Origin of the sequence: Planococcus koreensis (genome assembly GCF_004761975.1) — a bacterium.
GTDB classification, from domain to species: Bacteria; Bacillota; Bacilli; order Bacillales_A; family Planococcaceae; genus Planococcus; species Planococcus koreensis.
This window is the reverse complement of record NZ_RQII01000048.1, coordinates 18,603-42,083: the sequence shown is the minus strand read 5'-3', so window position 1 is coordinate 42,083 and position 23,481 is coordinate 18,603. Positions and strand designations below refer to the sequence as shown.

Sequence of the window (23,481 nt, the reverse complement as noted above, 5' to 3'; positions counted from 1 at the left end):
TCTAATCCTCCGTTGCTTCCTGCAATTTAAGGATGGCCAGCTGAGCGGCTTTTTGCTCCGCTTCTTTTTTCGAGCGGCCATTGCCGATGCCGAGTTCCTGATCAGCGAGCGATACCCGCGTCACAAACACGCGGCTGTGTGCAGGGCCTTTTTCATCGATGATTTCGTAGCTTAATGAGCCATTGTTCTTTTGCTGCACCAATTCCTGGAGCTGGCTCTTGTAATCCATGACGTTGGAAAATGCACCGACTTCAACTTTTGGAAATAGCACCACTTCCATAAAGCTGACAACCGCTTCCAAGCCCTGGTCCAAATACAAAGCGCCGATCAGCGATTCAAATACATCCGCCAATAGCGCAGGGCGCGTCCGGCCGCCTGTCTGTTCCTCACCTTTTCCAAGCAAGATGTAGTTGCCGAGATTGAGCTCATTGGCAAACGTCACCAATGAAGGTTCGCAGACGATTGCTGCACGCAGCTTTGTCAGCTTGCCCTCGCTCATTTCTGGATACTTTGCATACAAAAAGTGAGAAACTGACAATTCCAATACTGCGTCTCCCAAAAATTCAAGGCGTTCGTTATCGAGGTAATACCTTCTTCTGTGTTCGTTGACATAAGAAGAATGCGTAAATGCCTGATAAAGCAACGCCGGCTGTTCAAATTTAATATTCAAGTCCTTTTGCAATTGGTCAAAGGCTGCCCGCGAGCTTTCTTTGATCAATCCAGGCTTCTGCTGATTCACTTTTCTTTTCATTGCCATTGTAATCTGCCTTCCTTTAACGTTCTGCCTCTAATTTTACCTTTTTTTGAAGCTTTGTGCAAAAAAACAAAGCGACGCACAGCCGCTTTGCTAAAAGCTTCTGTGCGTCGAGAGTGTAATCAGATTATGCTTGCTTTTTTTCGATATACGTTACCGCGTCGCCTACTGTTGCCATACCTTCTGCGTCTTCATCAGAAATTTCCATGTCGAATTCGTCTTCAAGTTCCATAACCAATTCAACTACGTCCAATGAATCTGCACCAAGGTCGCCTGTGAATGAAGCTTCAAGCTTTACTTCGCTTTCTTCCACACCTAGACGATCTACGATTACTTTTGTTACGCGCTCTAATACTGTTGACAATGCCGTCACCTCCCCTCAAATCAGTATACAAAATTTCTTCCTACATGACCATGCCTCCGTCAAGATGAAGCGTCTGCCCAGTCATATAAGATGCGTCGTCTGACGCCAGGAAAAGCGCCGCTTTCGCCACTTCTTCCGGTTTGCCGAAACGGCCGAGGGGAATTTGCGCAAGCATCGTTTTTTGGATGTCTTCGCCCAATTTATCCGTCATATCCGTTGTGATAAACCCTGGAGCCACAGCATTTGCCGTGATATTCCGGCTCGCAAGTTCGCGTGCTGTTGTCTTCGTCAAGCCGATGACACCGGCTTTAGCTGCCACATAATTCGCCTGTCCCGCATTGCCCATCACGCCGACAATCGACGCAATGTTGACGATGCGCCCAGAGCGCTGTTTCATCATTTGGCGCGTCACCGCTTTGGTGCAGATAAAGACGCCTTTCAGATTCGTGTTGATGACGTCATCCCACTCATCGTCTTTCATGCGCATCATCAAATTATCGCGTGTGATGCCTGCATTGTTGACAAGGATATCCACTGAGCCGAAAGCCTGCATCGCCTGATCGACCATCGCTTTCACGGCATCTGCGTCTGCAACGTCTGCTTTCACAGCAATCGCTTCGCCGCCATTGTTTTTGATTTCTTCTACGACAGCTTCCGCTTTTGCCTGGCTGCCGCTGTAATTAACGACAATCTTAGCACCGGCTTCGGCCATTTTACGGGCGATTTCCGCACCGATGCCGCGCGAAGCTCCTGTGATAATTGCTGTTTTCCCTGTTAAGTTGGTCATTTCGCCAGCTCCTCTACCGCTTTTTCAAACGTTGCCAAATCGTATACTGGCAGTGTTACCGCTGAACGGTCAATTTTCTTCACAAGGCCGCTAAGCACTTTTCCGGGCCCGATTTCCACAAATACGGTGACGCCCAAGTCGATCATTTCACGCACCGATTGCTCCCAGAGGACCGGCGAGTACAATTGGCGCACCAATAGCTCCTGGATTTGGGAAGCATGGGTTTCACTTTTCGCTGTAACGTTCGTGATAACCGGTACTTTGGCATCTTCCAAAAAGGCCTCGCTCAGCACTTTCGACAACGCCTGCGATGCCGGCCGCATCAATTCTGAATGGAACGGACCGCTGACGTCAAGAGGAATTGCCCGTTTGGCGCCGCGTTCTTTCGCGAGCACACAAGCTCTGTCAACGCCCGCTTTCGTTCCGGAAATGACGATTTGCCCTGGGCAATTCAGATTCGCCAATTGGACGACGCCGACCGAATCCGTCACTTCATTCGTCACTTTTTCCAGCTCTGTGCTATCCATCCCTAGAATGGCAGCCATCGCCCCTTCTCCTGCAGGCACTGCTTCGTTCATGAACAAGCCCCGCTTATGGACGATATCGACCGCTTTTTCAAACGGCAGGACGCCTGAAGCGACAAGCGCGCTGTATTCACCCAGGCTATGCCCGGCTGTGTAATCCGGGAAGATCCCGGCGCGGTTCAAGCGTTCTGTAATCATCGAGCTCACCGTCAACAATGCCGGCTGCGCATGGTATGTAAGGGTCAAGTGTTCCTGCGGGCCTTCAAGCATCATCTGCGACAAATTGACGCTCAGCACTTCATCGACCTGTTTGAAAAACTCAAGGCTCTTGCTGTCGGATAAAAAGCTTTCGCCCATTCCGACAGCTTGTGAACCTTGCCCTGGATAAATAAATGCAATTTTAGTCATGAGGGTTCTCCTTTTTCAGCGTGCTGTATATCGTTCCCGCTACATCATTTTCCACCATTGTCCGCGCCTGGCGGATGGCATTGAACAGCGCAGTGCCATTGGATGAGCCATGCGCTTTGATGACCGGAGCCTTCAAGCCGAATAGCCCCGCACCGCCATATTCGCTGTAATCGAGCATGCCTTTCAAGCCGCGCAAATCGTCTTTGACCAATAAAGCCGCCAATTTCGTCTTCGCCGAGCTATTGAACACATCTTTGATCATCGCAAAAACGTTCATCGCCGTGCCTTCGATCGTTTTCAGCACCATATTGCCGGTAAAGCCGTCCGTCACCACAACATCAGCGACACCATTCAATAAATCACGCGATTCTACGTTGCCGATAAAATTAATCGGGGCTTCTTTCAAGAGCGGAAAGGCTGCTTTTGTCAATTCGTTGCCTTTCTTTTCTTCTGTGCCGATATTCAACAAGCCGACTGTCGGATTTGTGATGCCGCGCACTTTTTCTGCGTATATGCTGCCCATGATGGCGTATTGCACCAGATGCTCCGGACGCGCTTCTGCGTTTGCCCCCATATCGAGCATCAGGAATCCTTTGCGGTCAATTGTCGGAAGCGTCGGCGCGAGCGCCGGGCGGTCTACCCCTTCAATCCGGCCGACCACGAATAAGCCAGCTGACATCAACGCGCCGGTATTGCCTGCCGATACACAAGCATCTGCCCGGCCTTCTTTCACTGCCAGCGCCATCTGCACCATCGAAGAGTCTTTCTTGCGCCGTACTGCCCGGACAGGATCGTCCGTCGACTCGATTATTTCTTCACAGTGAATGACGGCCAATCGGTTATGGTCTTTCAAATACTCTGCCATCCGGTCTTGCCTGCCATACAATTGAATCTGCAAATCGCTGAATTCTTCAAGCGCTTTATAAACGCCTGCAATAATTTCTTTCGGGGCGTTGTCTCCGCCCATGCCATCTACTGCTATGATCAATTTCCGTCACCTTCGCTTTGCTCAGTCATTCGGTACATTTCAAATGTGCCGATAAATACGGTCGCCTGATCAACAGTCGAGACGACTTTTACATATGCCCGATTTTTCTCCGGATTCCGGTCGATTACTTGCGCTTTCGCCACTACACGCTGTCCTGCCCTTACAGGCCGCAGAAACTGCAGCTCGGATTTTACGGTGAGCGCGAGTTCGTCATTCATGACAGCTACCGCCAATGAATTCGCTTGAGCGAATAAATGGTGGCCGCGGGCAATCTGGTTGCGTTGAAATACATGTTCCGGTTTAACGTCGAAAAGAGAAATCGCTTTTTCATCCAATTCAATATCGATAATCTCCCCGATTACTTCGTCAATCGGCAAAGACTTCACTTCATCTTCAAATGTCTTAACGGCTACATGCTTGATGCGTTCCCGCAGTTCGGGAATCGACAATTCCATGCGGTCAAGGCGTATCGTTTGGACACTGACGCCAAAATTTGCCGACAATTCCTCGTCCGTCACAAAAGGGTTTTCTTTTATGGACGCCGTCAGCGCCAATTGCCGTTCTTTTTTCGGTTTTTTCATCTTGTCACCGCCCGCTATTAGCACTTGGTACTAATATGAGTATATAAATAACAAAAAAAGAATGCAAGGATAATCTGCACCCTGCATTCTCAGTCAAGCCTGCCTCCGGCCAGTGCACCCGATTTTTCGAGCTGGCTGCGAAGGCACGCCATTTCGTCGCTGGTCCAAAATTCTTCGGAACTCACTAATGACTCCGCATCTTTGCGCGCTGTTTCCAGTGCCCGGTAATCATGCACAAGATCCGCCATTTTGAACTCCGGTATGCCGCTTTGCTTGCGCCCGAAAAAGTCTCCGGGCCCGCGCAGCTGAAGATCTTTCTCTGCCAGCACAAAGCCGTCATTGGTTTCCGTCATCGAAGACATGCGTTCTTTGCCGACTTCCGTTTTCGGATCCGCCAGCAACACACAATACGATTGATCGCTGCCCCGGCCGACCCGGCCCCGCAGCTGGTGAAGCTGCGACAGGCCAAAGCGTTCCGCGTCGTAGATCAGCATGAACGTGGCATTTGGCACGTTCACGCCGACTTCAACGACTGTTGTGGAAACAAGCACTGCCACTTCGCCTTCAGAGAACGAACGCATTGTCTGTTCTTTTTCATCGCTATGCAAGCGTCCGTGCATCAAACCGACCGTGAACTTGCCATAGAAATGGCTGGATAGTTGCTGGAACAGATCGACAGCATTCTGGTAATCAAGCTTATCCGACTCCTCGATCAGCGGGCAAATGACGTATGCTTGGCGGCCTGCCGCCAGCTCTTTTTCCATCCGGCCCACGATTTTGCCGAACATGTCTTTTTTCATCCAAAAAGTTTCAATCTCTTTGCGGCCCACCGGCATTTCATCGATGACTGAAACGTCCATCTCACCGAATGCCGATATTGCGAGCGTCCGCGGAATCGGGGTCGCTGTCATGAACAAGACATCCGGATTATAGCCTTTGTCTTTCAAGACTCGGCGCTGATCCACGCCAAAGCGGTGCTGCTCATCAGTGATGACCAGTCCCAATTTCTTAAACGCAACATCCGGTTGGATCAATGCGTGGGTGCCAATCAGCATATCGATTTCCCCAGCCGCCAATTGATCCAGAATCAATTGGCGCCGTTTTCCTTTGACCGATCCCGTCAACAACGCAATCTTCACGGGGAAATCCGCGAACCATTCCGCTAAGGTATTGGCGTGCTGCTCAGCCAGAATTTCGGTCGGTGCCATCAACGCCCCTTGCTGTCCCGCTGTCACCGCTGCGTAAAGCGCAATGGCAGCGACAACCGTTTTGCCTGAACCGACGTCTCCTTGAAGCAGCCGGTTCATGCGGAACGGTTCTTTCATATCTTTCGAGATTTCATTGACAACGCGTTTTTGTGCGCCGGTCAAGCCGTATGGCAGTGATTGGATGAACTTTTTCAATTCGTTCAGGTCATAGTCGATAAACGAGCCGCCTTCTTCTTCGCGGTTCTTTTTCCGCAATGCCTGCATCTTCAATTGGAAAATCAGCAATTCTTCGTAGACAAAACGGCGTCTCGCCTGTTTCAGCGCTTCACCGTCCACCGGGAAATGAACCCATTCCAAGGCATCTTCAATAGACGCCAAGTGATAGGCTGTGCGAAAACGCTCCGGCAAACAGTCTTCTAGGTCGGATTTAGCAATATCCAGCGCTTGCCGCATCAATTTGCGGAACGTCTTCTGGTGGATGCTGCCTTTCAAACTATAGACCGGCTCAAAATCAGCGCCGCCTGTGCGCGGGCCGATTGTGTGGCTTTGCACCGTGATGATTTGGCGGCCGCGGTCCCATTTGCCGGCTAGCGTGACAATCTCACCGATGTGCAGCTTGGCTTTGACGTAAGGCTGATTGAAGAAAATCGCTTTGATCAAATGGCGGCCCACCATCACTTGGACAGTTGTCCGCGACTTGTTTTTTCCTAAAAAAAGGACGGAAGGCTCACTTTCGACCCTTCCCTCCACAGTCACCCGTTCATTATGCGGTGTATCAGCCAGATCTTTCAGCTGGAAATCTTCATGGCGGTAAGGAAATGTCATAATCAGATCATGGATCGTTTCAATCTTCATTTCCTGTAAAGTTTCCGCAGCTTGTCTGCCGACGCCTTTTAAAACAGCGACAGAATCTTTACTGCCCACTGCCGACCACGGACCCGCCAAATATTTTCGCTTCCAGCCATTTGCCGGTCGGAGTAGCGGCAAGTCCGCCTTTTGCCGTTTCTCTCAATGCGCTCGGCATCGATTTACCGATTTCATACATTGCGCTGATCACTTCATCGCATGGAATGCGGCTGGTTACGCCTGCAAGTGCCATATCGGCAGCTACAACCGAATTGGCTGCGCCCATGGCATTGCGTTTGACGCAAGGCACTTCGACAAGGCCTGCCACTGGATCACAAACCAGTCCGAGCATATTTTTCAATGTAATCGCAAATGCTTCAGAAGATTGCTGCGGTGTTCCGCCCGCCATCTCCACGATCGCAGCAGCGGCCATTCCGGCAGCTGATCCGACTTCCGCTTGGCAGCCGCCCTCTGCACCTGAAATCGACGCATTATTCGCGACAACAAAGCCGAAAGCACCCGACGTGAACAAATAACGGATCATCTGTTCCCGAGTTGGGTTAAGCTGGTTTTTTACTGCAAACAAGGTTCCTGGCACAACGCCTGCTGAACCCGCTGTAGGTGTCGCACAAATCGTACCCATCGCCGCGTTGACTTCGTTTGTCGCCACAGCTTTGCTGACAGCGTCCAATAAAAGGTTGCCTGACAGCGTATTGCCTTTTTCCATATACGCCTGCAGCAAAACAGCGTCGCCGCCTGTTAAACCGGATACGGAATGCACGCCTTTCAGCCCTTTTTCAACGGCTTCTTCCATGACCGTCAAATTGCGGTCCATCTGTTTCATGATATCTTCGCGCGGCCGGTCAGTGACGAGCATTTCCTGCTCAATCATGATTTCTGAAATCAATTTATTTTCCTGTTCAGCCCGTGCCACCAATTCTTTTACATTGCGGAATAAAGGTTCCACTCCATTTGCCTCCTTCTCAATCAGCGATTCGCGTCACTTGTGTAATGTTCGGCAGCTCAGTAAGCTCATCCAACACTTCTTTGTCGACATTCTGATCCACTTCAATGACCATAAGCGCCATGTCCCCTTTTTCTTTCCGGGACACTTCCATATGGCCGATGTTGATATCGTATTTATACAAGCAATTCGCTACGTTTGCGATGCAGCCAGAGCGGTCATCATGGACCACCAGGATCGCCGGATGGTTGCCGGACAAGCGCAGCGGGAATCCGTTCAATTCCGTGATTTCTATTTTACCGCCACCGATGGAAATGCCCATCAGCGACATTTCCGAACGTTCATCGCCAATGACGATGCGTGCGGTATTCGGGTGTTCAACGCTGGCGGTTTCCGGGATGAACTCGAATGCCATGCCCAGCTTTTCCGCTTCTTCAAAAGAAGTTTTGATGCGCTCATCAAACGTATCGTAGTCCAACAGTCCGCCGACGATTGCTACATCCGTGCTATGCCCTTTATATGTCTCGGCGAACGAGCCGTATAAATGGATCTTCGCCCATTTCGGCTGGCGGCCGAATAAATCCCTTGCCACTCTTCCGATGCGCGCGGCACCCGCCGTATGCGAAGAAGAGGGACCGATCATGACCGGTCCTATAATATCAAAAACAGATTTGAACTTCATTGCTCAAACCCCTTTCTATCTAGTTGCGTCTACCTTCAGTGTACATGAATTTGCCACAATCTACAAAAATAAAAAAGCGCATACATTTGTATGCGCTAAGGGTTTCTATTCAACAGAAATTATATAAGGATAAAGCGGCTGCTTGCCGTTGTGGATTTCCACTTCGACTTCGCTATTGAGGGTTTCGATGAATCCGCCCAATTTCTCAGCATCCGATTCGTTCACATCTTCACCGAAAAGAATAGTGACGATTTCAGAATCTTCATCGATGAGTTTTTTCGCCAATTCTTCCGTAACCCGCTCTAAGCTGGCATCTGAAATGACGATTTTGCCTTCTGAGATTCCCATGAAGTCATCTTTCGTAATGGTCACGCCATCAATTGTAGTATCACGGACTGCAAATGTCACAGAGCCCGATTTCACTTGTTTCGATGCATTCGCCATTGTTTTCAGGTTTTCATCAACTGTCGCGTTGGCATTGAATGCCAGCAATGCGGCCATTCCCTGCGGCACGTCTTTAGTTGGCACTACGGCTGCTTCGATATCGAGCAATTCCGCCGCCTGCTCGGCTGCCATGATGATGTTTTTATTGTTCGGCAAAATCAGTACGCGTTCTGCACCGATCGATTTAACCGCGTTGACGATGTCTTCCGTCGAGGGGTTCATCGTTTGCCCGCCTTCAATGACGTAAGATGCTCCGATGCTTCTGAGAAGTTCAGCTACGCCTTCACCCATTGCGACAGTCACGACTGCGTAAGGATGCGTCGCCGTTTTTTTCGGTTCGCCTTTGCGGAAATCCTCGCCAACGATATCGATATGCTGTTGGCGCATGTTCTCGATTTTCATCGAAATCAAGCTGCCGTATTCTTGGCCGTATGTAAGCACTTTGCCCGGTTCTTCCGAGTGGATATGGATTTTCGCGACTTCATCATCCGAGATGACCAAAAGCGAATCGCCGTAGCCGCTCAAGTCTGTACGGAAAGCTGCTTCGTTGAATTCTTTTTTGCCTTCTTCGAATTTCACCATGAATTCCGTGCAATAACCGAATTCAATATCCGATGTGTCCATGAAGCCTGCGATGTTCTTATGGTGTTCAGCGCTGACCAAATCATCCATCGTGTTATGGGCATGCTTCTCCGGCAATTGCTCGCCTTTCAATGAAGCAAGAAATCCTTCGTACACGTAGACTAGCCCTTGGCCGCCGCTGTCGACAACGCCGACTTCTTTTAATACAGGAAGCAGATCCGGTGTGCGTTCAAGTGAAGCTTTCGCTTCCATGACCACGGCTTCGAAAAGCGTAATAACATCCGTTTCTGTTTTTGAAACTTCCATGCCTTTTGCTGCAGCGTCTTTAGCTACAGTCAAGATTGTGCCTTCAACCGGCTTCATCACCGCTTTATACGCTGTTTCTACGCCGTGCTGAAGAGCTTCCGCAAATTTGACAGCCGACAATTCCGGTTCATTGGCAATCGATTTGCCAAAACCTCGGAATAATTGCGATAAAATAACGCCCGAATTTCCGCGCGCTCCCATCAACAATCCTTTTGATAATGCTCCTGCCGTTTTGCCGATATGTTCTTGTGCATGCGCTTCGGTTTCTTTCGCCCCCGAAGTCATAGACAAGTTCATGTTCGTTCCAGTATCACCGTCTGGCACTGGAAATACATTCAATGCATCTACATAATCCGCATTTTGATAAAGGTGATGGGCACCCATCTGCACCATATCCGCGAACTGAATTCCATTTAAAGACTTCATAGCCGTTTCTTCCTCCTCTTACGGGTTCGTCACACGAACTCCTTGAACATAAATATTGACTGCTTTGACAGGCATGCCAAGCGTCTTGGTAATTGTGTATTTCACTTTGGACTGGACTTGGTACGCCACTTCGGAAATTTTTGTTCCGTAGCTGATGATGACATACATATCAATGCTCAAATCTTTATCTTCCTGGCGGACAATGACACCTTTAGCGAAATTCTCTTTGCGCAATATATCGGTCAGGCCATCTCTGATCTGATGCTTCGTCGCCATCCCTACGATTCCGTAGCATTCGATTGCCGCTCCGCCTGCAATTTGGGCGATTACATCATTGGAAATATCGATTTGGCCGTATTCGTTTTTCAATTCAATCGACATTGGAATTCCTCCTTGAGTCCTATTTCACTCTTTTCATTCTACATGAAACCATTATACAAGAAAAGCAGGCGTTTGGGGTGTAAAGGTTTTTTTCTTGAAAGACCTGTGAAAATATCTTGCAAAGGCTAAATACCTGTGGTAAATTATTAAAGTATGTGAAACGAAAAACGAACTGAAATTCTATTATAATTTTCAGCTTCACTTGTGAGGAGGGACTTACATGCCTAAAGTATGTGCTATTAGCGGACGTAAAGCTCGCGCTGGAAACGCTCGTTCACACGCGTTAAACTCGACAAAACGTACATGGGGAGCAAACCTTCAAAAAGTTCGTATCCTTGTAAACGGTAAACCGAAACGTGTATGGGTTTCTGCAAGAGCAATGAAATCAGGAAAAGTTGAGCGCGTTTAATCACTCGCCCAACACGAATGCCGAATCTGACATCAGTCAGATCCGGCATTTTTTCTTTTTTAAGAATCATAATGCGCTATTTAATATATATTTCATTTCGCTTCAGCCGGACGCTTTCCGCGGGCACGGCTGAAGCCTCTTCCCTCGCTTTGATCAGTCCAGGGTCTTCAGCTCGTCGCTCTGTCGCTTTGCTCCATCACTGCTCCCGCTGGAGTCGCCGTCATCCACTTCATTCAATGGTATTTCTTAGTAAAGGATCATTTCTTTTATTGAAAAATTTGAAAGATAGAAGTAACTGCATATTGTTCAAATCTCCAGATATGGAGCAAACCAGTCCCGACTCCCGCGGGAGAGCGAAGTGCCGAAATCCACTCGTGCACTAGCACGAGTTAGTTCGGCGCAAGCCCGCAGGAAAGCGGGGCTGTTTTGCGGAATATCGGCTCATCAATTGAATTTTTAATAGCTATCCCCAAAAATAAAAGGTGCATCGGAAAAATCCGATGCACCTTTTCATATGTCTGCGCTTTCGATGACGATGCAGCTGCCTTTTGTAAAGGACACGGTGCCCTCGCCGTCAAATTCGTTGCTGACGAAACGCGTGGAACCGAAACGGATGGTTTCATCCACAACAGGATATTTGAAGTTCTCCAATGTGAAGCCTTCAATCTCCTCAGCGAATGGATAAAACGAGATGAAGCGGTAGCCGTTTTCCCGTTGGATTTTGTGGATGCCGGGTTCCAAAAAGCGGATGCGGTTCTGTTTGTTGACGATGTAGAACTTGATGCCGGAATGCTTGAGATGGACATGGTAAACAGCGTGGAGCGCGCTCATGTAATGATCCAGCCGTCCACCGGTTACACCCGCCACAAAAACATGCTGCGGTGAAAATTCCATCGCCTTCTCCAGCGCAAGTTCCGTATCGGTTTCATCCTTTTCTTCTTCTGCCCGGCTGAAATCAGGGAACAGCGAAGCGATTTCATCCAATTCCCTCTGCGACACCGAATCGAAATCGCCGACCGCAGCTTTAGGAAAAATGCCTTGTTCCAGCAACACCAATGTCCCCGCGTCCACCCCGATGAATACCGCATCTGGCCAAGCGGCGAAGTCCGGCAGTTCGTCCACCGGTCCGCTGCCGACAATTACGACATTCATGAGATGGCCTCTTCTCCAGCCCGTTTGATCGCCTGCAATGCTTCGCGGCGATCCCTTTTCCCAAAAATTGCAGAACCTGCTACAAATACATTGGCGCCGGCTTTCGCACATGGAATAATCGTTTCTTCATTGATGCCGCCGTCGATTTGGATGTCGATTGACAAGCCTTTTTCACGGATGATTTTCGACAATTGTTCCACTTTCGGCACGACCGATTCGATGAATTTCTGGCCGCCGAAGCCCGGGTTGACCGTCATGAACAATACGAGATCAATATCTTCAAGGATTGGAAGAATTGTTTCGATCGGCGAATGCGGATTCAAAACGACCCCTGGCTTAACACCGGATGCGCGGATCAATTGGATTGTCCGGTGCAAATGCGGGCATGCTTCAACATGGACCGTGATGTAATCCGCTCCTGCTTTGGCGAAATCCTCGATGTAGCGGTCTGCATTTTCAATCATCAAGTGGACATCAAGCGGAAGTTTCGTCAATGGGCGGATAGCGTCCACCACAATCGCGCCAAAAGAGATATTCGGAACGAAATGGCCATCCATGACATCAATGTGGATCCAATCCGCTCCTGCTTTTTCAACTTCGAGAACTTCTTCTCCCAATTTTGCAAAATCTGCTGCTAGTATCGAAGGTGCAATTTTAATCATTGGAGTACCTCGGCTTTCTCGTCATAATTTCATCCAGGAATTTCAAGTAATGCTTATAGCGGTATTCCGGGATTTCTTTATTTTCCACTGCTGCTTTGATTGCGCATTTCGGTTCATTTAAATGAAGGCATTCCCGGAATTTGCAGCCGTTTGAACGGGCAGCGAATTCAGGGAAGAACTCGGAAAGTTCTTCTTTTTCAACCGTATCAAAATCGAATGAACTGAATCCTGGCGTGTCGGCCAGCAAGCCGTTATTGACCTCGATCAGCTCGACGTGGCGCGTCGTATGCTTGCCTCGGTTCAAGGCTTTCGAAATGGCATCAGTTTTCAGCTCGAGCGCCGGCAGAATCGTATTGAGCATCGTTGATTTGCCGACGCCTGATTGGCCCGCCAGTACACTGATTTTGCCTTCGAGTACAGGCATCAGGCGCTGCTGCAATTCAGGGTCGCCAATGAATGTCGGAATGACTTCATAGCCGATTTTTTCATAATCCTCAATAAAATGAGCAAGATTTTCTTTTTCGCTGTCGTTCATCAAATCCATTTTGGTGATGCAAATGACAGGCTGGATATCATGAGACTCGATCGCCGTCAAAAACCTGTCCAATAGCATCGTATGGAAATCAGGCTGTTTTGCGGAAAACACAAGAATTGCCTGGTCGACATTCGCGATGGGCGGGCGCACCAGTTCATTCTTCCGTTCATGGACATGTGTGATGGTGCCTTCCAGTTCATTATCCGCTTCATAGTCGACATAATCGCCGACCAGAGGGGAAATTTGGCGGTTGCGGAAAACGCCCCGGCCTCTGCACTGGGTATAGCGTTTGCCGTCTTCGTCCATAACATAATAGAATCCGCTCAGCGCTTTTCTGATTTGACCTTTCGGCATGCTTGTTTTCACTCCTTCTATTGTCAGCTAGTGATTTTATTCCACGTTATTGTATTCGATGGTGTCTTCTTCAATAACGGTCGAGTCGCGGACGATGCGATAGGTTGCGCTGCCGCCTTCTGCAATCTGCAATTCGACTTTACGCGACTCGCTTTCGGTAATGGTGAACTCCTCGACAGGCTCAGCCATTGTACTGTCATTGTCCTGGATATAAATCTGGATCGTCTGTTCCACTGGCTCCTCGCCCTCCGCCGCCGGTTCGGCCGGCTCGTATGGAATATCAACGGTGCGGATATATGTTTTCAGCGGCAGCGGAGCTTTGCCGGATGACATCACCACTTCGATGGTACTGCCCGCTTCCAGTTCTTCACCAGCAGCCGGGGTCTGCGATAAGACAGTCCCTTCCGCAGCAGTATCCGATGACTCTTCCCCGATGATGCGGATATTGAAGCCGGAGGTCCGCGCGTACTGGCTCAAATCCGCCTCGGAAAATCCAGCGATGTTTTCCACTGCGCGCATGTCTTTGCCTTTGCTGACCGTCAAAACCACTTCTGTTTCAGAAGCAATGACTTCGTCGCCGGCTCTCGGTTCATGCGAGAGGACGGTGCCGGCTGGTTCATCTGAAAATTCCTCGACAAGGCTCACGTCCATGTAATTGGCCTGCCGCAGCAATTCTTCCGTTTCTTCAGCATCTTCGCCGGTATAATCCTCGAACAAGACACTTTCTTTGCCTGAGCTAATGAACAATTGAATCTCAGATTCCCGGTCCCGCATTTTTCCGGATTCCGGGATCGTCCGGATAACCTGGCCTTCTTCAATATCTTCAGAAGGCTGCTGCTGTTCTTCCCCAATCAGGAAGCCTGCAGCCTGCAATTCTTCAACCGCTTCGTTCCGTTCCATGCCGGAAACGTCCGGTACAGCGACTTGCCGCGGTTCAAACAGTCCGGGAAACGCTATCGCTGTTATCAATCCAGCTAAAATCAGCGCGCCAATCACTGCGATGGCCCATGGCAGCTTCTTTTTCTTTTCCGGAACCGGAGGCTTTTTATTGCTGCCTCCAGCGATTTTTACGCTGTCGACAGGCACAACGGTTTTCGTCTCCTGAGAACGTTCAAACGTTTTCGGATCCTTGATGGCGGGCATCGCTTTCGTCTCGTCATCGTCATGGGGGACTGTAAACTTCGGTTCATTGAGCCGTTCCGGCAATAAAACCGTCGACAAATCCTCTTCCATTTCGTTGGCTGACTGGTAGCGGTGCTGCGGGTTTTTCGCAGTCGCTTTTAAGACGACATTCTCCAGACTTTGTGGAATTGTCGGCACCATTTCACGCAGTGACGGCGTTTCTGTCTGAAGATGCTTTAATGCAATCGATACCGCAGATTCACCTGAGAACGGCAAACGCCCTGTAAGCAATTCAAACATCACAATGCCCAGTGAATAAATATCCGATTTCTTGTTCGCTGCGCCGCCGCGTGCTTGCTCCGGCGACAAATAATGGACTGTCCCAAGCACCGAATTGGTTTGCGTATAAGACGTGGCACTCAATGCCATCGCAATGCCGAAATCGGTGATTTTTACATTGCCTTCCGCATCCATCAGGATATTTTGCGGCTTGATGTCGCGGTGGACGATCTGGTTCTGGTGGGCATGCGCCAACGCTGACGTCAGCTGCTTCATGATTTTCACAGCTTGTTCAGGCTCGACGGGCGAGTGCTCGATTATGTATTCTTTGAGCGTCTTCCCCGGCACATACTCCATTACCAAATAATGCAGCGAGCCTTCTTCTCCTACATCGAAAATGTTGACGATATTCGGGTGTGCCAGGCTGGTGGTCGACAATGCCTCACGTTGGAATCGCCTGCGCAATTCTTCTTCATTGGAGAAATCATAGCGCAAAATCTTAATGGCAATATCCCGGTCCAAAATTATGTCATGGGCCAGGTAAACGTTCGACATCCCGCCTCCGCCGATCAATTCTAAAATCTTATAGCGGCCATTAATGCTTTTGCCGATTAACATGCTTACACCTCCTCATCCTTCAAGGAAAGAAGAACGAACGAGATATTGTCCTCTCCTCCCATGTCATTCGCCAGATTCACCATTTCCTCACCTTTAAGGGAGAGTGGAGCATCTGACAGAATAATGGAGGAAATTTCTTCTTTGGTTATTTTATTGCTGAGCCCATCTGAACAAATCAGCATATACGAAAGTGCTGTTGTTGAGAAATGAAGGATTTCACCATCAATTTCGGGATCGGTCCCAAGCGCTTTGACGATCCAATTTTTCTTCGGATGCGCTTCTGCTTCTTCTTCACTGATCTCACCGCTGTCAATCAGCACGTTGACGTAAGAATGGTCACGCGTCACTTGTTCGATTGATCCATTGATGACATAAGCACGGCTGTCGCCAATGTGGCACATAACGCAATCTTGCCCTTCGATCAAGGCGGCGATGAGCGTTGTGCCCATCCCTTTGCAGCCCGGGTTGTTTTCTGCGTATTCATATACCATGGCGTTGACTTTCTGGATATTCAAGGACAACCACGATTTCTTTTCATCGATTGATGAAAACGCGTCTTTCCCTGCTTCCATGAACATTTCTCCTAAAGTATCAACGGTCATCGAACTCGCTACGTCACCTGCATTATGGCCGCCCATCCCATCGGCTACCACTGCAAGCAGCAGGCCATCCGGACGCTTCAAAACCGCTACCCGATCCTCGTTGATTTTGCGTTTTTTACCCGTATCACTTTCCAAAACATATTGCACCAAAACCCGGCACCCCGTTTCATGTCTAATCGTGCTTGAACTATTTAATAGAAGCTTGTTTGCGGAAGGCGGAAAGGAAAAAACCGTCGCTGCCGTAGTCTTGCGGAAAAATCTGCACGAAGCCTGTGTTTTTCAGCCCCAACTCTTTTGGCAATGCCACTTCGATTTTTTCCATTTCCGGATGTTCTTTCAGGAACCGCTCAGCCGTTCCGCGGTTTTCCACCGAATCGACTGTGCATGTGCTGTAGACCATGATGCCATCCGGCTTTAATAATTGCGCCGCTTGGCCAAGCAACTCCAATTGAATTTCTTGCAGCCTATCGAAATCTTCTTCTTTTTTTGTGTATTTGATGTCCGGCTTGCGTTTGATGACGCCAAGACCGCTGCAAGGAGCATCTACTAGAATACGGTCGAATTTTTCAGGACCGAAGCGTTCGACGCTTTTCTTGCCGTCGCCGACTTCCGTTTCGATAACGGTATGGCCGAGGCGTTTTGCCGTTTCTTCAATCAGCTTGATTTTATGCTTATGGAGGTCCATGGCGAAAAGATGCCCTTTGTTTTCCATCTTCTCTGCGATATGCGTCGTTTTCCCGCCGGGAGCCGCACACATATCCAGCACTTCCATGCCCGGGCCTGCCTGTAAGGCATAAGCGCTCAGCATCGAACTTTCATCTTGTATCGTGATAAAGCCTTTTTCGAACGTCGCCGTTTTCGCTGGCTGGCCATTTGTGACAATCAGGCATTCCGGCACCCATTTGCTTTGCACCGCTTCCAAGCCTTCGGATTCAAGCATCTCGATGACTTCTTCCGGAGTCGCCTGCATGCGGTTGACGCGAACAGTCTGGGAAGGGATTTTATTGTTTTCCAATGCCATTTCGCGCGTCTTTTCCAAACCGAATTGTTCGGCCCAGCGTTTGATCATCCATACCGGATGGCTGGTTTCGATGGAAATTTTTTCATACGGATCGCTGATTGTGTTGAACGAACGCACGCCGTTGCGCTGAACCGAGCGGAGTACGCCGTTAACGAATTTAGCAATGCCCCCGTGGCCGCGCCGTTTGGCAATTTCCACCGCTTCATGGACAACTGCATGCGCCGGAACCCGGTCAAGGTAGACGATTTGGTATAGCGACATGCGCAGCAAGGTTTTTACCCACGGCTCCACTTTGCCTTTCAAATAAGGCTCCAGGTAATAATCGAGCGTCATCTGGTGCTGCAAAGTGCCGTAAGTGATTTCAGTCAACAAGCCTTTGTTCTTATTGGAAATGGCGTAGCTTTCGATTGTCTGATGCAACAGCAAATTGCTGTATGCCTGTTTGTTTTCAACAGCCCAGAGAATGGAAAATGCCGCATCCCGAACGTTGCCTTGCAGTTTTTTATTTTTCATACGAATAAATCTCCCACCTGGATCTTAGGTCCTTTTAAATAATCGTCAGCGCTCATGCGCTTTTTGCCTGCTGGCTGCAGTTCCGTGATCGCCAAGACGCCTTCTCCCGTTTGCACGAGAATGGCGTCGCCGCCTAGTTCAAGCACTTCTCCCGGTTTTCCGCTTTTCGCAGAATCTGCCGGTTCCGTTTGCCAGATTTTCATGTTTTGTTCATTATAAGTCGTGAACGCGACTGGCCACGGATGCAGTCCGCGCACCTGGTTATAGATGGCTTGCGCTGATTGGGTCCAATCAATGCGTTCCTGCTCGCGTGATATATTGCGTGCATATGTCACTTTTTCTTCGTCCTGCGGTTTTCTTTCGTTGGTGCCATCGATGATCGATGGCAAGGTCGCTTTCAGCAAATCTTTGCCTGCCGCGCTCAATTTATCGAACATTACGCCCGTATCGTCTTTGCTGCCAATCGGCACAACGGTTTGGGAAATGATGTCTCCGGCGTCGAGCCGGTCGACCATATACATGATGGTGACGCCCGTTTCTGTTTGGCCGTCGATAATGGCCTGATGGATCGGTGCGCCTCCCCGGTATGCTGGCAGCAGCGATGCATGGACATTGATGGCGCCAAGTTTCGGCGCCTCAAGCACGGCGCTCGGCAATATTTGCCCGAACGCCGCGGTGATGATCAAATCCGGTGCAAGGTCCAGCACATGTTGCAATTCTTCGGGATTCTTCAATTTCTCCGGCTGGTAAACCGGCAATCCAAGGCGCAATGCCTCTTCTTTGACAGGTGTCGGCGTCAGTACTTTTTTGCGCCCGACTGGCCGGTCCGGCTGAGTGACGACTGAAATCACGTCATAGCCTTCTTCGACAAGCATGCGCAGGATTGGCGCCGAAAACGCCGGCGTGCCCATAAAGACGATTTTCGTCAAACCGTTTCCTCCTCTTCAGCAGCCGCTTCGGCGATGATCGCATCCAATTCTTCCTGTGAAATATATTTCGTTATTTTGCTCGTGAACAAAATGCCTTCGAGGTGGTCCATTTCATGCAGGATTGCGCGTGCTTCATAGCCTTCCGCTTCAAGTTCATACCAAGAGCCGTCGCGCTCTTGCGCTTTGATCTTGATGTGGTCAAAACGCTCTACTTCACCGAAAATTCCCGGGAAGCTGAGGCAGCCTTCAATATCGGTGTCGGCTCCTTCATACAGGGCCAATTCCGGATTGATCATTTCAATCGGTTCCTGGCCTTCATTGAAATCGACGATGGCGATGCGTTGTGCCACATTGACTTGCGGCGCAGCAATGCCGACGCCGTCGTTTTCAATCATTGTTTCGTGCATATCGTCGAGCAACTTCGCAAGTTTTTTATCGAATTTCGTCACCGTTTCGCATTTCTGCTCTAAAATCGGGTTCGGGTGTTTGATGATTTCTAAGATTGCCATGTCTGGTTCCCCATTTCTTTTACATCACCGAAGTCGGATTCATATCAATCGACAATGTTGCGCCTTTTTTTATCCATTCCGAGCGATAAATTTTGATCAGCTGCTGCATAACGTCGGCGAGCTTCGGTTCTTTTTTTGTATTTTATCAAACATTGATAGCGATATCTATTGTTCACACGGGCGATCAGCGAGGCGGATGGCCCGATAATCAGCGTGCTTTGGGACAATTGGCTTTGCAGGAAGCGGACGCTTTGGTCCGCATAGCCCGCGACCGTCATCAAATCCTCGTGCGTGAACTGCACATTGACGACGTAATAATACGGCGGGTAGCCGCTGGCACGCCGCATCGCCATTTCCTGTTCGAAAAATGGCTCGTACAATTGGTCTTTCGCCAGCGTAATTGCGTAATGGTCCGGCGTATAGGACTGGACGAAAACCGTTCCCGGCAATTTATCGCGTCCTGCACGCCCGCTCACTTGCGTCAACAGCTGGTAGGTTTTTTCAGCCGCCCGGAAATCAGGCAAATGCAGCGTCGTGTCCGCAGATAGCACTCCTACCAGTGTAATGTTCGGAAAATCGAGGCCTTTGGCAATCATTTGGGTGCCGAGCAAGATATCCGCTTTGCCTTCCCCGAATGCCGCAAGGATTTTTTCGTGTGCGCCTTTATTGCGCGTCGTGTCGACGTCCATCCGCAGCACGCGGGCTTCCGGCACCAACTTCGCCAGTTCTTCTTCCACTTTCTGCGTTCCGGTTCCGAAGAAACGGATGTGTTCGCTTTCACATTCCGGGCATGTATGCGGCACCGGTTCATCGTAGCCGCAATAATGGCATTTCATCAATTCACTTGAACGGTGATAGGTCAATGAAATGTCGCAGTTCGGGCATTGCATGACCGTTCCGCAGTCGCGGCACAGCACGAACGAGGAATAGCCTCTTTTGTTGAGGAACAACACCGTCTGTTCTTTGCGGTCAAGGCGTTCGCGGATCGCTTCTGCAAGCGGCACCGAAAACATCGAACGGTTGCCGTTGCGCAGTTCTTCGCGCATATCGACAATGTGGACAGTCGGCAGCGGCTGGTTTTTCGCCCGTTTTTCAAGCACCAGCAATTCGTAAACGCCTTTTTGCGCGCGTGCATAAGATTCAAGCGACGGCGTCGCGCTGCCTAGGATGACCGGACAATTATGGTATTCACTGCGCCAAATAGCCATATCCCTTGCATGATAGCGAGGGGAGTCATCTTGCTTATAACTCGATTCGTGTTCTTCATCCAGAATGATGAGGCCCAAATTGCGGAAAGGGGCGAAAATCGCTGAACGCGCACCAACGACCACTTTCACTTCAGCGCGCTGGATTTTCCGCCATTCGTCGTATTTTTCACCAGCTGACAAGCCGCTGTGCAGCACTGCCACCAAATCGCCGAAACGTTCCTTGAAACGCAGCGTCATTTGGGGCGTCAACGAAATTTCCGGCACGAGCATGATCGCCTCTTTGCCGGCTTTCAGCGTTTCTTCAATTGTCTGCAGGTAGATTTCCGTCTTGCCGCTGCCGGTGATGCCGTGCAGCAGGAAGGTTTTCGGTGTATTCAATGCCGCATCGATTGCGTCGTATGCGGCTTGCTGCGCTTCGGTCAATTGCAGGTTCGGCTTTTTCTCGATGTCACTCAATAATTTCGGATCGCGGTAGAGCTCTTCGTTGTGGATTTCCGCTGCCCCTTTTTCCGCCAAACTGTAAATGGTCGGCAAAGTCGTGCCCGCTTCTTTTTGCAGGACCGAGGATTCGATCGCCTTGCCGAGATGGTTTTTGAAAAAAGCCATCAATTTGACCTGCTGTTTGGCATTGGAGCGGATTTCGATCGACTCCAGCTTTTCCAACGAATCCGTAATATGGATCATCCGCGCTTTTTTGACAGCCGTCTGCTGCGAGATGTCGGTATCAGCGACAACCGTGCCGCGCTCCAGTTCTTTCTTCAATAAACCATAGACCTCCACAGCGTCCTGCGAACGGACGGATGGCCGTTTATCAAAATAAGGCTGCAGCGGTTCCGGGAGCTCCTCTAGCGGTGCGTTCAAGACAAAACGTTTTTCGTATTTCGCGCGCAATGCTGAAGGGATCATCACTTGCAAAGCATCTATTTCAAAACACACAGTCTGTTTTTTCATCCATTTCGCCATAGCCAATAATTCTTCATTCAAAACTGGTACGACATCCATCAATTCATGGATCGGTTTCAGGCGGGACACATCGAAATCGGATGTATCTTTTAATGCAGTGATAAAGCCGAGCACTTTGCGCGGACCAAACGGCACTTTCACGCGCATGCCCGGTTCAACCAGCACTTGCAGCTCCTCCGGAACGGCGTAATCGAACGGCCGGTCGATAGGATGCGCTGCGACATCGACAATCACTTCAGCTATCATGCAAATCTTCCCTTTCCACGATCAGTCCAAGCAGCTGCTGCGCCAATTGTTCTTTCGGCAGCATATCGAAAATACGTTCGAAGCCGTTGCGGCCGTAAACCGTCACGCGATTGCTATCCGACTCAAAGCCGGAACCCGCTTCGCTGACATCGTTCGCGATGATGTAATCCGCATTTTTCCGTGCCAGCTTGTCTTTCGCGTAATGTGCCACATCGTTCGTTTCGGCTGCAAAACCGATCAATATCTGGTGTGTTTTTTCCTGTCCGAGCGTCTGGAGGATGTCTACCGTGCGTTCGAGTTCAATCGTCGAACCGCCAGCTTGTTTTTTCATCTTCTGTGAATGCGCATGAATGGGCCGGTAATCAGCCACTGCCGCCGTCTTAATGACGATGTCAGCATCCGGGTATTCCGTTTTCACCGCGTTCAGCATGTCTTCTGCACTTTCCACCGAAATCCGTTTGACCCCTTTTGGCACCTGCAGCGAAACCGGCCCGCTGATTAAAATCGTCTCCGCACCCATTTCAGCAGCCGCGCGGGCCATTGCATAGCCCATTTTGCCGCTTGAGAAATTCGTCAGAAAGCGCACAGGATCGATGCGCTCACGCGTGGGCCCCGCTGTCACAACGACTTTTTTGCCTGCCAGTGCTTTGGGACGGGTGAAATGATCGGAAACAAGTTCCACAATTTTCTCCGGTTCTTCAAGCCGCCCTTTGCCGACATAGCCGCAAGCCAAAAAACCCTCTGAGGGCTCGATGAATTGGACACCGTCTTCGTGCAGCTGCTGGATATTCCGCTTGACTGCGGGATGGTCGTACATATGGACATTCATCGCAGGCGCCACCCAAATCGGGGCTGTCGCTGCAAGCAAGGTTGTGGTGACCATATCGTCGCCGATGCCGTTGGCCAGTTTGCCGATGACATTTGCCGTTGCAGGCGCCACAATGATCAAATCAGCCCAATCAGCCAAATCGATATGCGCAATCACCGAGGAATCCTTTTCATCGAATGTATCAAAATAGACATCATTGCGGGACATCACCTGGAACGATAACGGCTGGACGAATTGCCGCGCCGATTCCGTCATGATCACTTTGACCGCGGCTCCTGCCTGAGACAGTTTGCTGACCAAAGCCACCGCTTTGTAGACAGCAATGCCTCCGCTTACACATAATAGGATTTTACGATTCACCAACAACACAAACACCCTTTCTAAACAACAAACTCCCAAAGAACAAATTTGCTCTGGGAGTCGTCGGTTGCGATTAATGGTTAAATTTCATCTTCGTAGATTGCGAATTCGTCTTGCTGTTCGATCTTCAATACGCCTGCAGCCACTTCTTCAAGCGCTTTGCCTACGGATTTAGCGGACACGTAAGAATCGAGTTTTTCGTCGCCATGTTCATGCAATTGGCGAGCACGCTTGGAAGCGAGCGCCACCAACGAGTATTTCGAATCGATCTTGCTTTTTAACTTATCAACGGATGGGTATAACATCAGACATTCTCCTTTAGCATATCAAGATAGCGTTGCTCAACACGTTCACGCTTGCAATGTTCCGCGATGATGATCGCATTGATGCGGTCGCAAGCGTTTTCGACTTCGTCGTTCACGACAACGTAGTCATATAAATTCATCATTTCCAGTTCCTGGCGTGCTGCACTTAAACGCGAAGCGATCACTTCATCCGTTTCTGTGCCGCGTCCGACCAGCCGCTCTTCAAGCTCGGACAAACTCGGCGGTGCCAGGAAAATGAACAAGCCATCCGGCACTTTCGAACGGACTTGGGCCGCACCTTGCACTTCGATTTCCAGGAATACATCCCGGCCGCATCCCGCATCATATTGACATAATCAAGCGGTGTGCCGTAATAATTCCCGACGAACTCTGCGTATTCGAGCAATTTGCCTTGCTCGATCAGTTCTTCGAATTCGCTGCGGGTCTTGAAGAAGTAATCGACTTCATCCACTTCCCCTTCCCGCGGCGAGCGGGTCGTCATTGAAATGGAGTATTCATAATTCGTATCCGGCTGTGAGAACAGCTCTTTTCTGACGGTGCCTTTGCCGACACCCGAAGGCCCTGATAATACAATCAGCAGTCCGCGATGTTTTCTCATT

22 protein-coding genes and 2 pseudogenes are annotated in these 23,481 nt (G+C 49.7%); 1 reads left to right on the top strand and 23 read right to left on the bottom strand.

What is annotated here, in order from left to right:
- Position 1 precedes the first annotated feature (1 nt).
- The 11 genes from rnc to EGV91_RS11265 form a co-directional block, all read right to left on the bottom strand.
- On the bottom strand, positions 2 to 757 hold the full coding sequence (rnc, locus tag EGV91_RS11315) for a ribonuclease III (RefSeq protein ID WP_135503798.1): 756 nt from the start codon (positions 755 to 757) through the stop codon (positions 2 to 4).
- 124 nt (positions 758 to 881) lie between these two features.
- Positions 882 to 1,118 (bottom strand): acyl carrier protein, encoded by a 237-nt coding sequence (locus tag EGV91_RS11310; RefSeq protein ID WP_135503796.1) that lies wholly within the window; start codon positions 1,116 to 1,118, stop codon positions 882 to 884.
- 40 nt (positions 1,119 to 1,158) lie between these two features.
- On the bottom strand, positions 1,159 to 1,905 hold the full coding sequence (gene fabG, locus EGV91_RS11305; RefSeq protein WP_135503794.1) for a 3-oxoacyl-[acyl-carrier-protein] reductase: 747 nt from the start codon (positions 1,903 to 1,905) through the stop codon (positions 1,159 to 1,161).
- The gene (gene fabD, locus EGV91_RS11300; RefSeq protein ID WP_135503792.1) at positions 1,902 to 2,837 is read right to left on the bottom strand and encodes an ACP S-malonyltransferase; all 936 of its coding nucleotides are present in this window, start codon (positions 2,835 to 2,837) and stop codon (positions 1,902 to 1,904) included. The genes fabG and fabD overlap by 4 nt, the downstream gene beginning before the upstream one ends.
- Positions 2,830 to 3,825: a phosphate acyltransferase PlsX gene (plsX, locus tag EGV91_RS11295; RefSeq protein WP_135503790.1), complete on the bottom strand. Its 996-nt coding sequence runs from the start codon at positions 3,823 to 3,825 to the stop codon at positions 2,830 to 2,832. The genes fabD and plsX overlap by 8 nt, the downstream gene beginning before the upstream one ends.
- On the bottom strand, positions 3,822 to 4,406 hold the full coding sequence (gene fapR, locus EGV91_RS11290; RefSeq protein WP_135503788.1) for a transcription factor FapR: 585 nt from the start codon (positions 4,404 to 4,406) through the stop codon (positions 3,822 to 3,824). Before fapR ends, plsX begins: the two co-directional genes overlap by 4 nt.
- Positions 4,407 to 4,495: 89 nt before the next feature.
- Entirely contained in the window at positions 4,496 to 6,538 is a 2,043-nt protein-coding gene (gene recG, locus EGV91_RS11285; protein WP_135503869.1) for an ATP-dependent DNA helicase RecG, read from the bottom strand.
- Positions 6,528 to 7,427 carry an L-serine ammonia-lyase, iron-sulfur-dependent, subunit alpha gene (gene sdaAA / locus EGV91_RS11280; protein ID WP_135503786.1) on the bottom strand — a complete coding sequence of 300 codons (900 nt, stop codon included), beginning with the start codon at positions 7,425 to 7,427 and terminating at the stop codon, positions 6,528 to 6,530. Before sdaAA ends, recG begins: the two co-directional genes overlap by 11 nt.
- A 16-nt stretch (positions 7,428 to 7,443) precedes the next feature.
- Entirely contained in the window at positions 7,444 to 8,106 is a 663-nt protein-coding gene (gene sdaAB, locus EGV91_RS11275; protein WP_135503784.1) for an L-serine ammonia-lyase, iron-sulfur-dependent subunit beta, read from the bottom strand.
- A 105-nt stretch (positions 8,107 to 8,211) separates the two neighbouring features.
- Positions 8,212 to 9,864 carry a DAK2 domain-containing protein gene (locus EGV91_RS11270; protein ID WP_135503782.1) on the bottom strand — a complete coding sequence of 551 codons (1,653 nt, stop codon included), beginning with the start codon at positions 9,862 to 9,864 and terminating at the stop codon, positions 8,212 to 8,214.
- Positions 9,865 to 9,882: 18 nt separating this feature from the next.
- Positions 9,883 to 10,245 (bottom strand): Asp23/Gls24 family envelope stress response protein, encoded by a 363-nt coding sequence (locus EGV91_RS11265; protein ID WP_135503780.1) that lies wholly within the window; start codon positions 10,243 to 10,245, stop codon positions 9,883 to 9,885.
- A 220-nt stretch (positions 10,246 to 10,465) separates the two neighbouring features.
- On the opposite strand from EGV91_RS11265, the gene rpmB reads away from it, so the two are divergent.
- A complete protein-coding gene (gene rpmB, locus EGV91_RS11260; RefSeq protein WP_135503778.1) occupies positions 10,466 to 10,654 on the top strand; it encodes a 50S ribosomal protein L28 in 189 nt (62 codons plus the stop codon).
- Positions 10,655 to 11,164: 510 nt separating this feature from the next.
- Here rpmB and EGV91_RS11255 read toward each other — a convergent pair.
- The 12 genes and pseudogenes from EGV91_RS11255 to gmk all read right to left on the bottom strand — a co-directional run bounded on the left by EGV91_RS11255 (position 11,165) and on the right by gmk (position 23,480).
- Positions 11,165 to 11,806 carry a thiamine diphosphokinase gene (locus tag EGV91_RS11255; RefSeq protein WP_135503776.1) on the bottom strand — a complete coding sequence of 214 codons (642 nt, stop codon included), beginning with the start codon at positions 11,804 to 11,806 and terminating at the stop codon, positions 11,165 to 11,167.
- On the bottom strand, positions 11,803 to 12,468 hold the full coding sequence (gene rpe / locus EGV91_RS11250; RefSeq protein WP_135503774.1) for a ribulose-phosphate 3-epimerase: 666 nt from the start codon (positions 12,466 to 12,468) through the stop codon (positions 11,803 to 11,805). The genes EGV91_RS11255 and rpe overlap by 4 nt, the downstream gene beginning before the upstream one ends.
- A complete protein-coding gene (gene rsgA / locus EGV91_RS11245) occupies positions 12,461 to 13,357 on the bottom strand; it encodes a ribosome small subunit-dependent GTPase A (RefSeq protein WP_135503772.1) in 897 nt (298 codons plus the stop codon). Before rsgA ends, rpe begins: the two co-directional genes overlap by 8 nt.
- 36 nt (positions 13,358 to 13,393) lie before the next feature.
- The gene (gene pknB / locus EGV91_RS11240) at positions 13,394 to 15,376 is read right to left on the bottom strand and encodes a Stk1 family PASTA domain-containing Ser/Thr kinase (protein WP_135503770.1); all 1,983 of its coding nucleotides are present in this window, start codon (positions 15,374 to 15,376) and stop codon (positions 13,394 to 13,396) included.
- 2 nt (positions 15,377 to 15,378) lie between these two features.
- A complete protein-coding gene (locus tag EGV91_RS11235) occupies positions 15,379 to 16,128 on the bottom strand; it encodes a Stp1/IreP family PP2C-type Ser/Thr phosphatase (RefSeq protein ID WP_175580305.1) in 750 nt (249 codons plus the stop codon).
- 37 nt (positions 16,129 to 16,165) lie between these two features.
- A complete protein-coding gene (gene rsmB / locus EGV91_RS11230; protein ID WP_135503768.1) occupies positions 16,166 to 17,512 on the bottom strand; it encodes a 16S rRNA (cytosine(967)-C(5))-methyltransferase RsmB in 1,347 nt (448 codons plus the stop codon).
- On the bottom strand, positions 17,509 to 18,441 hold the full coding sequence (fmt, locus tag EGV91_RS11225) for a methionyl-tRNA formyltransferase (RefSeq protein WP_135503766.1): 933 nt from the start codon (positions 18,439 to 18,441) through the stop codon (positions 17,509 to 17,511). Before fmt ends, rsmB begins: the two co-directional genes overlap by 4 nt.
- The gene (gene def / locus EGV91_RS11220; RefSeq protein ID WP_135503764.1) at positions 18,438 to 18,950 is read right to left on the bottom strand and encodes a peptide deformylase; all 513 of its coding nucleotides are present in this window, start codon (positions 18,948 to 18,950) and stop codon (positions 18,438 to 18,440) included. The genes fmt and def overlap by 4 nt, the downstream gene beginning before the upstream one ends.
- Before the next feature lie 19 nt (positions 18,951 to 18,969).
- Positions 18,970 to 21,367, bottom strand: a pseudogene (gene priA / locus EGV91_RS11215) (primosomal protein N').
- Positions 21,357 to 22,562, bottom strand: a complete 1,206-nt coding sequence (coaBC, locus tag EGV91_RS11210; protein ID WP_135503762.1) for a bifunctional phosphopantothenoylcysteine decarboxylase/phosphopantothenate--cysteine ligase CoaBC — start codon at positions 22,560 to 22,562, stop codon at positions 21,357 to 21,359. Before coaBC ends, priA begins: the two are co-directional and overlap by 11 nt.
- Positions 22,563 to 22,636: 74 nt before the next feature.
- Entirely contained in the window at positions 22,637 to 22,861 is a 225-nt protein-coding gene (rpoZ, locus tag EGV91_RS11205; protein ID WP_135503760.1) for a DNA-directed RNA polymerase subunit omega, read from the bottom strand.
- Positions 22,861 to 23,480: pseudogene (gmk, locus tag EGV91_RS11200) on the bottom strand (guanylate kinase). The gene rpoZ and the pseudogene gmk overlap by 1 nt, the downstream one beginning before the upstream one ends.
- Between the last annotated feature and the right edge of the window lies 1 nt (position 23,481).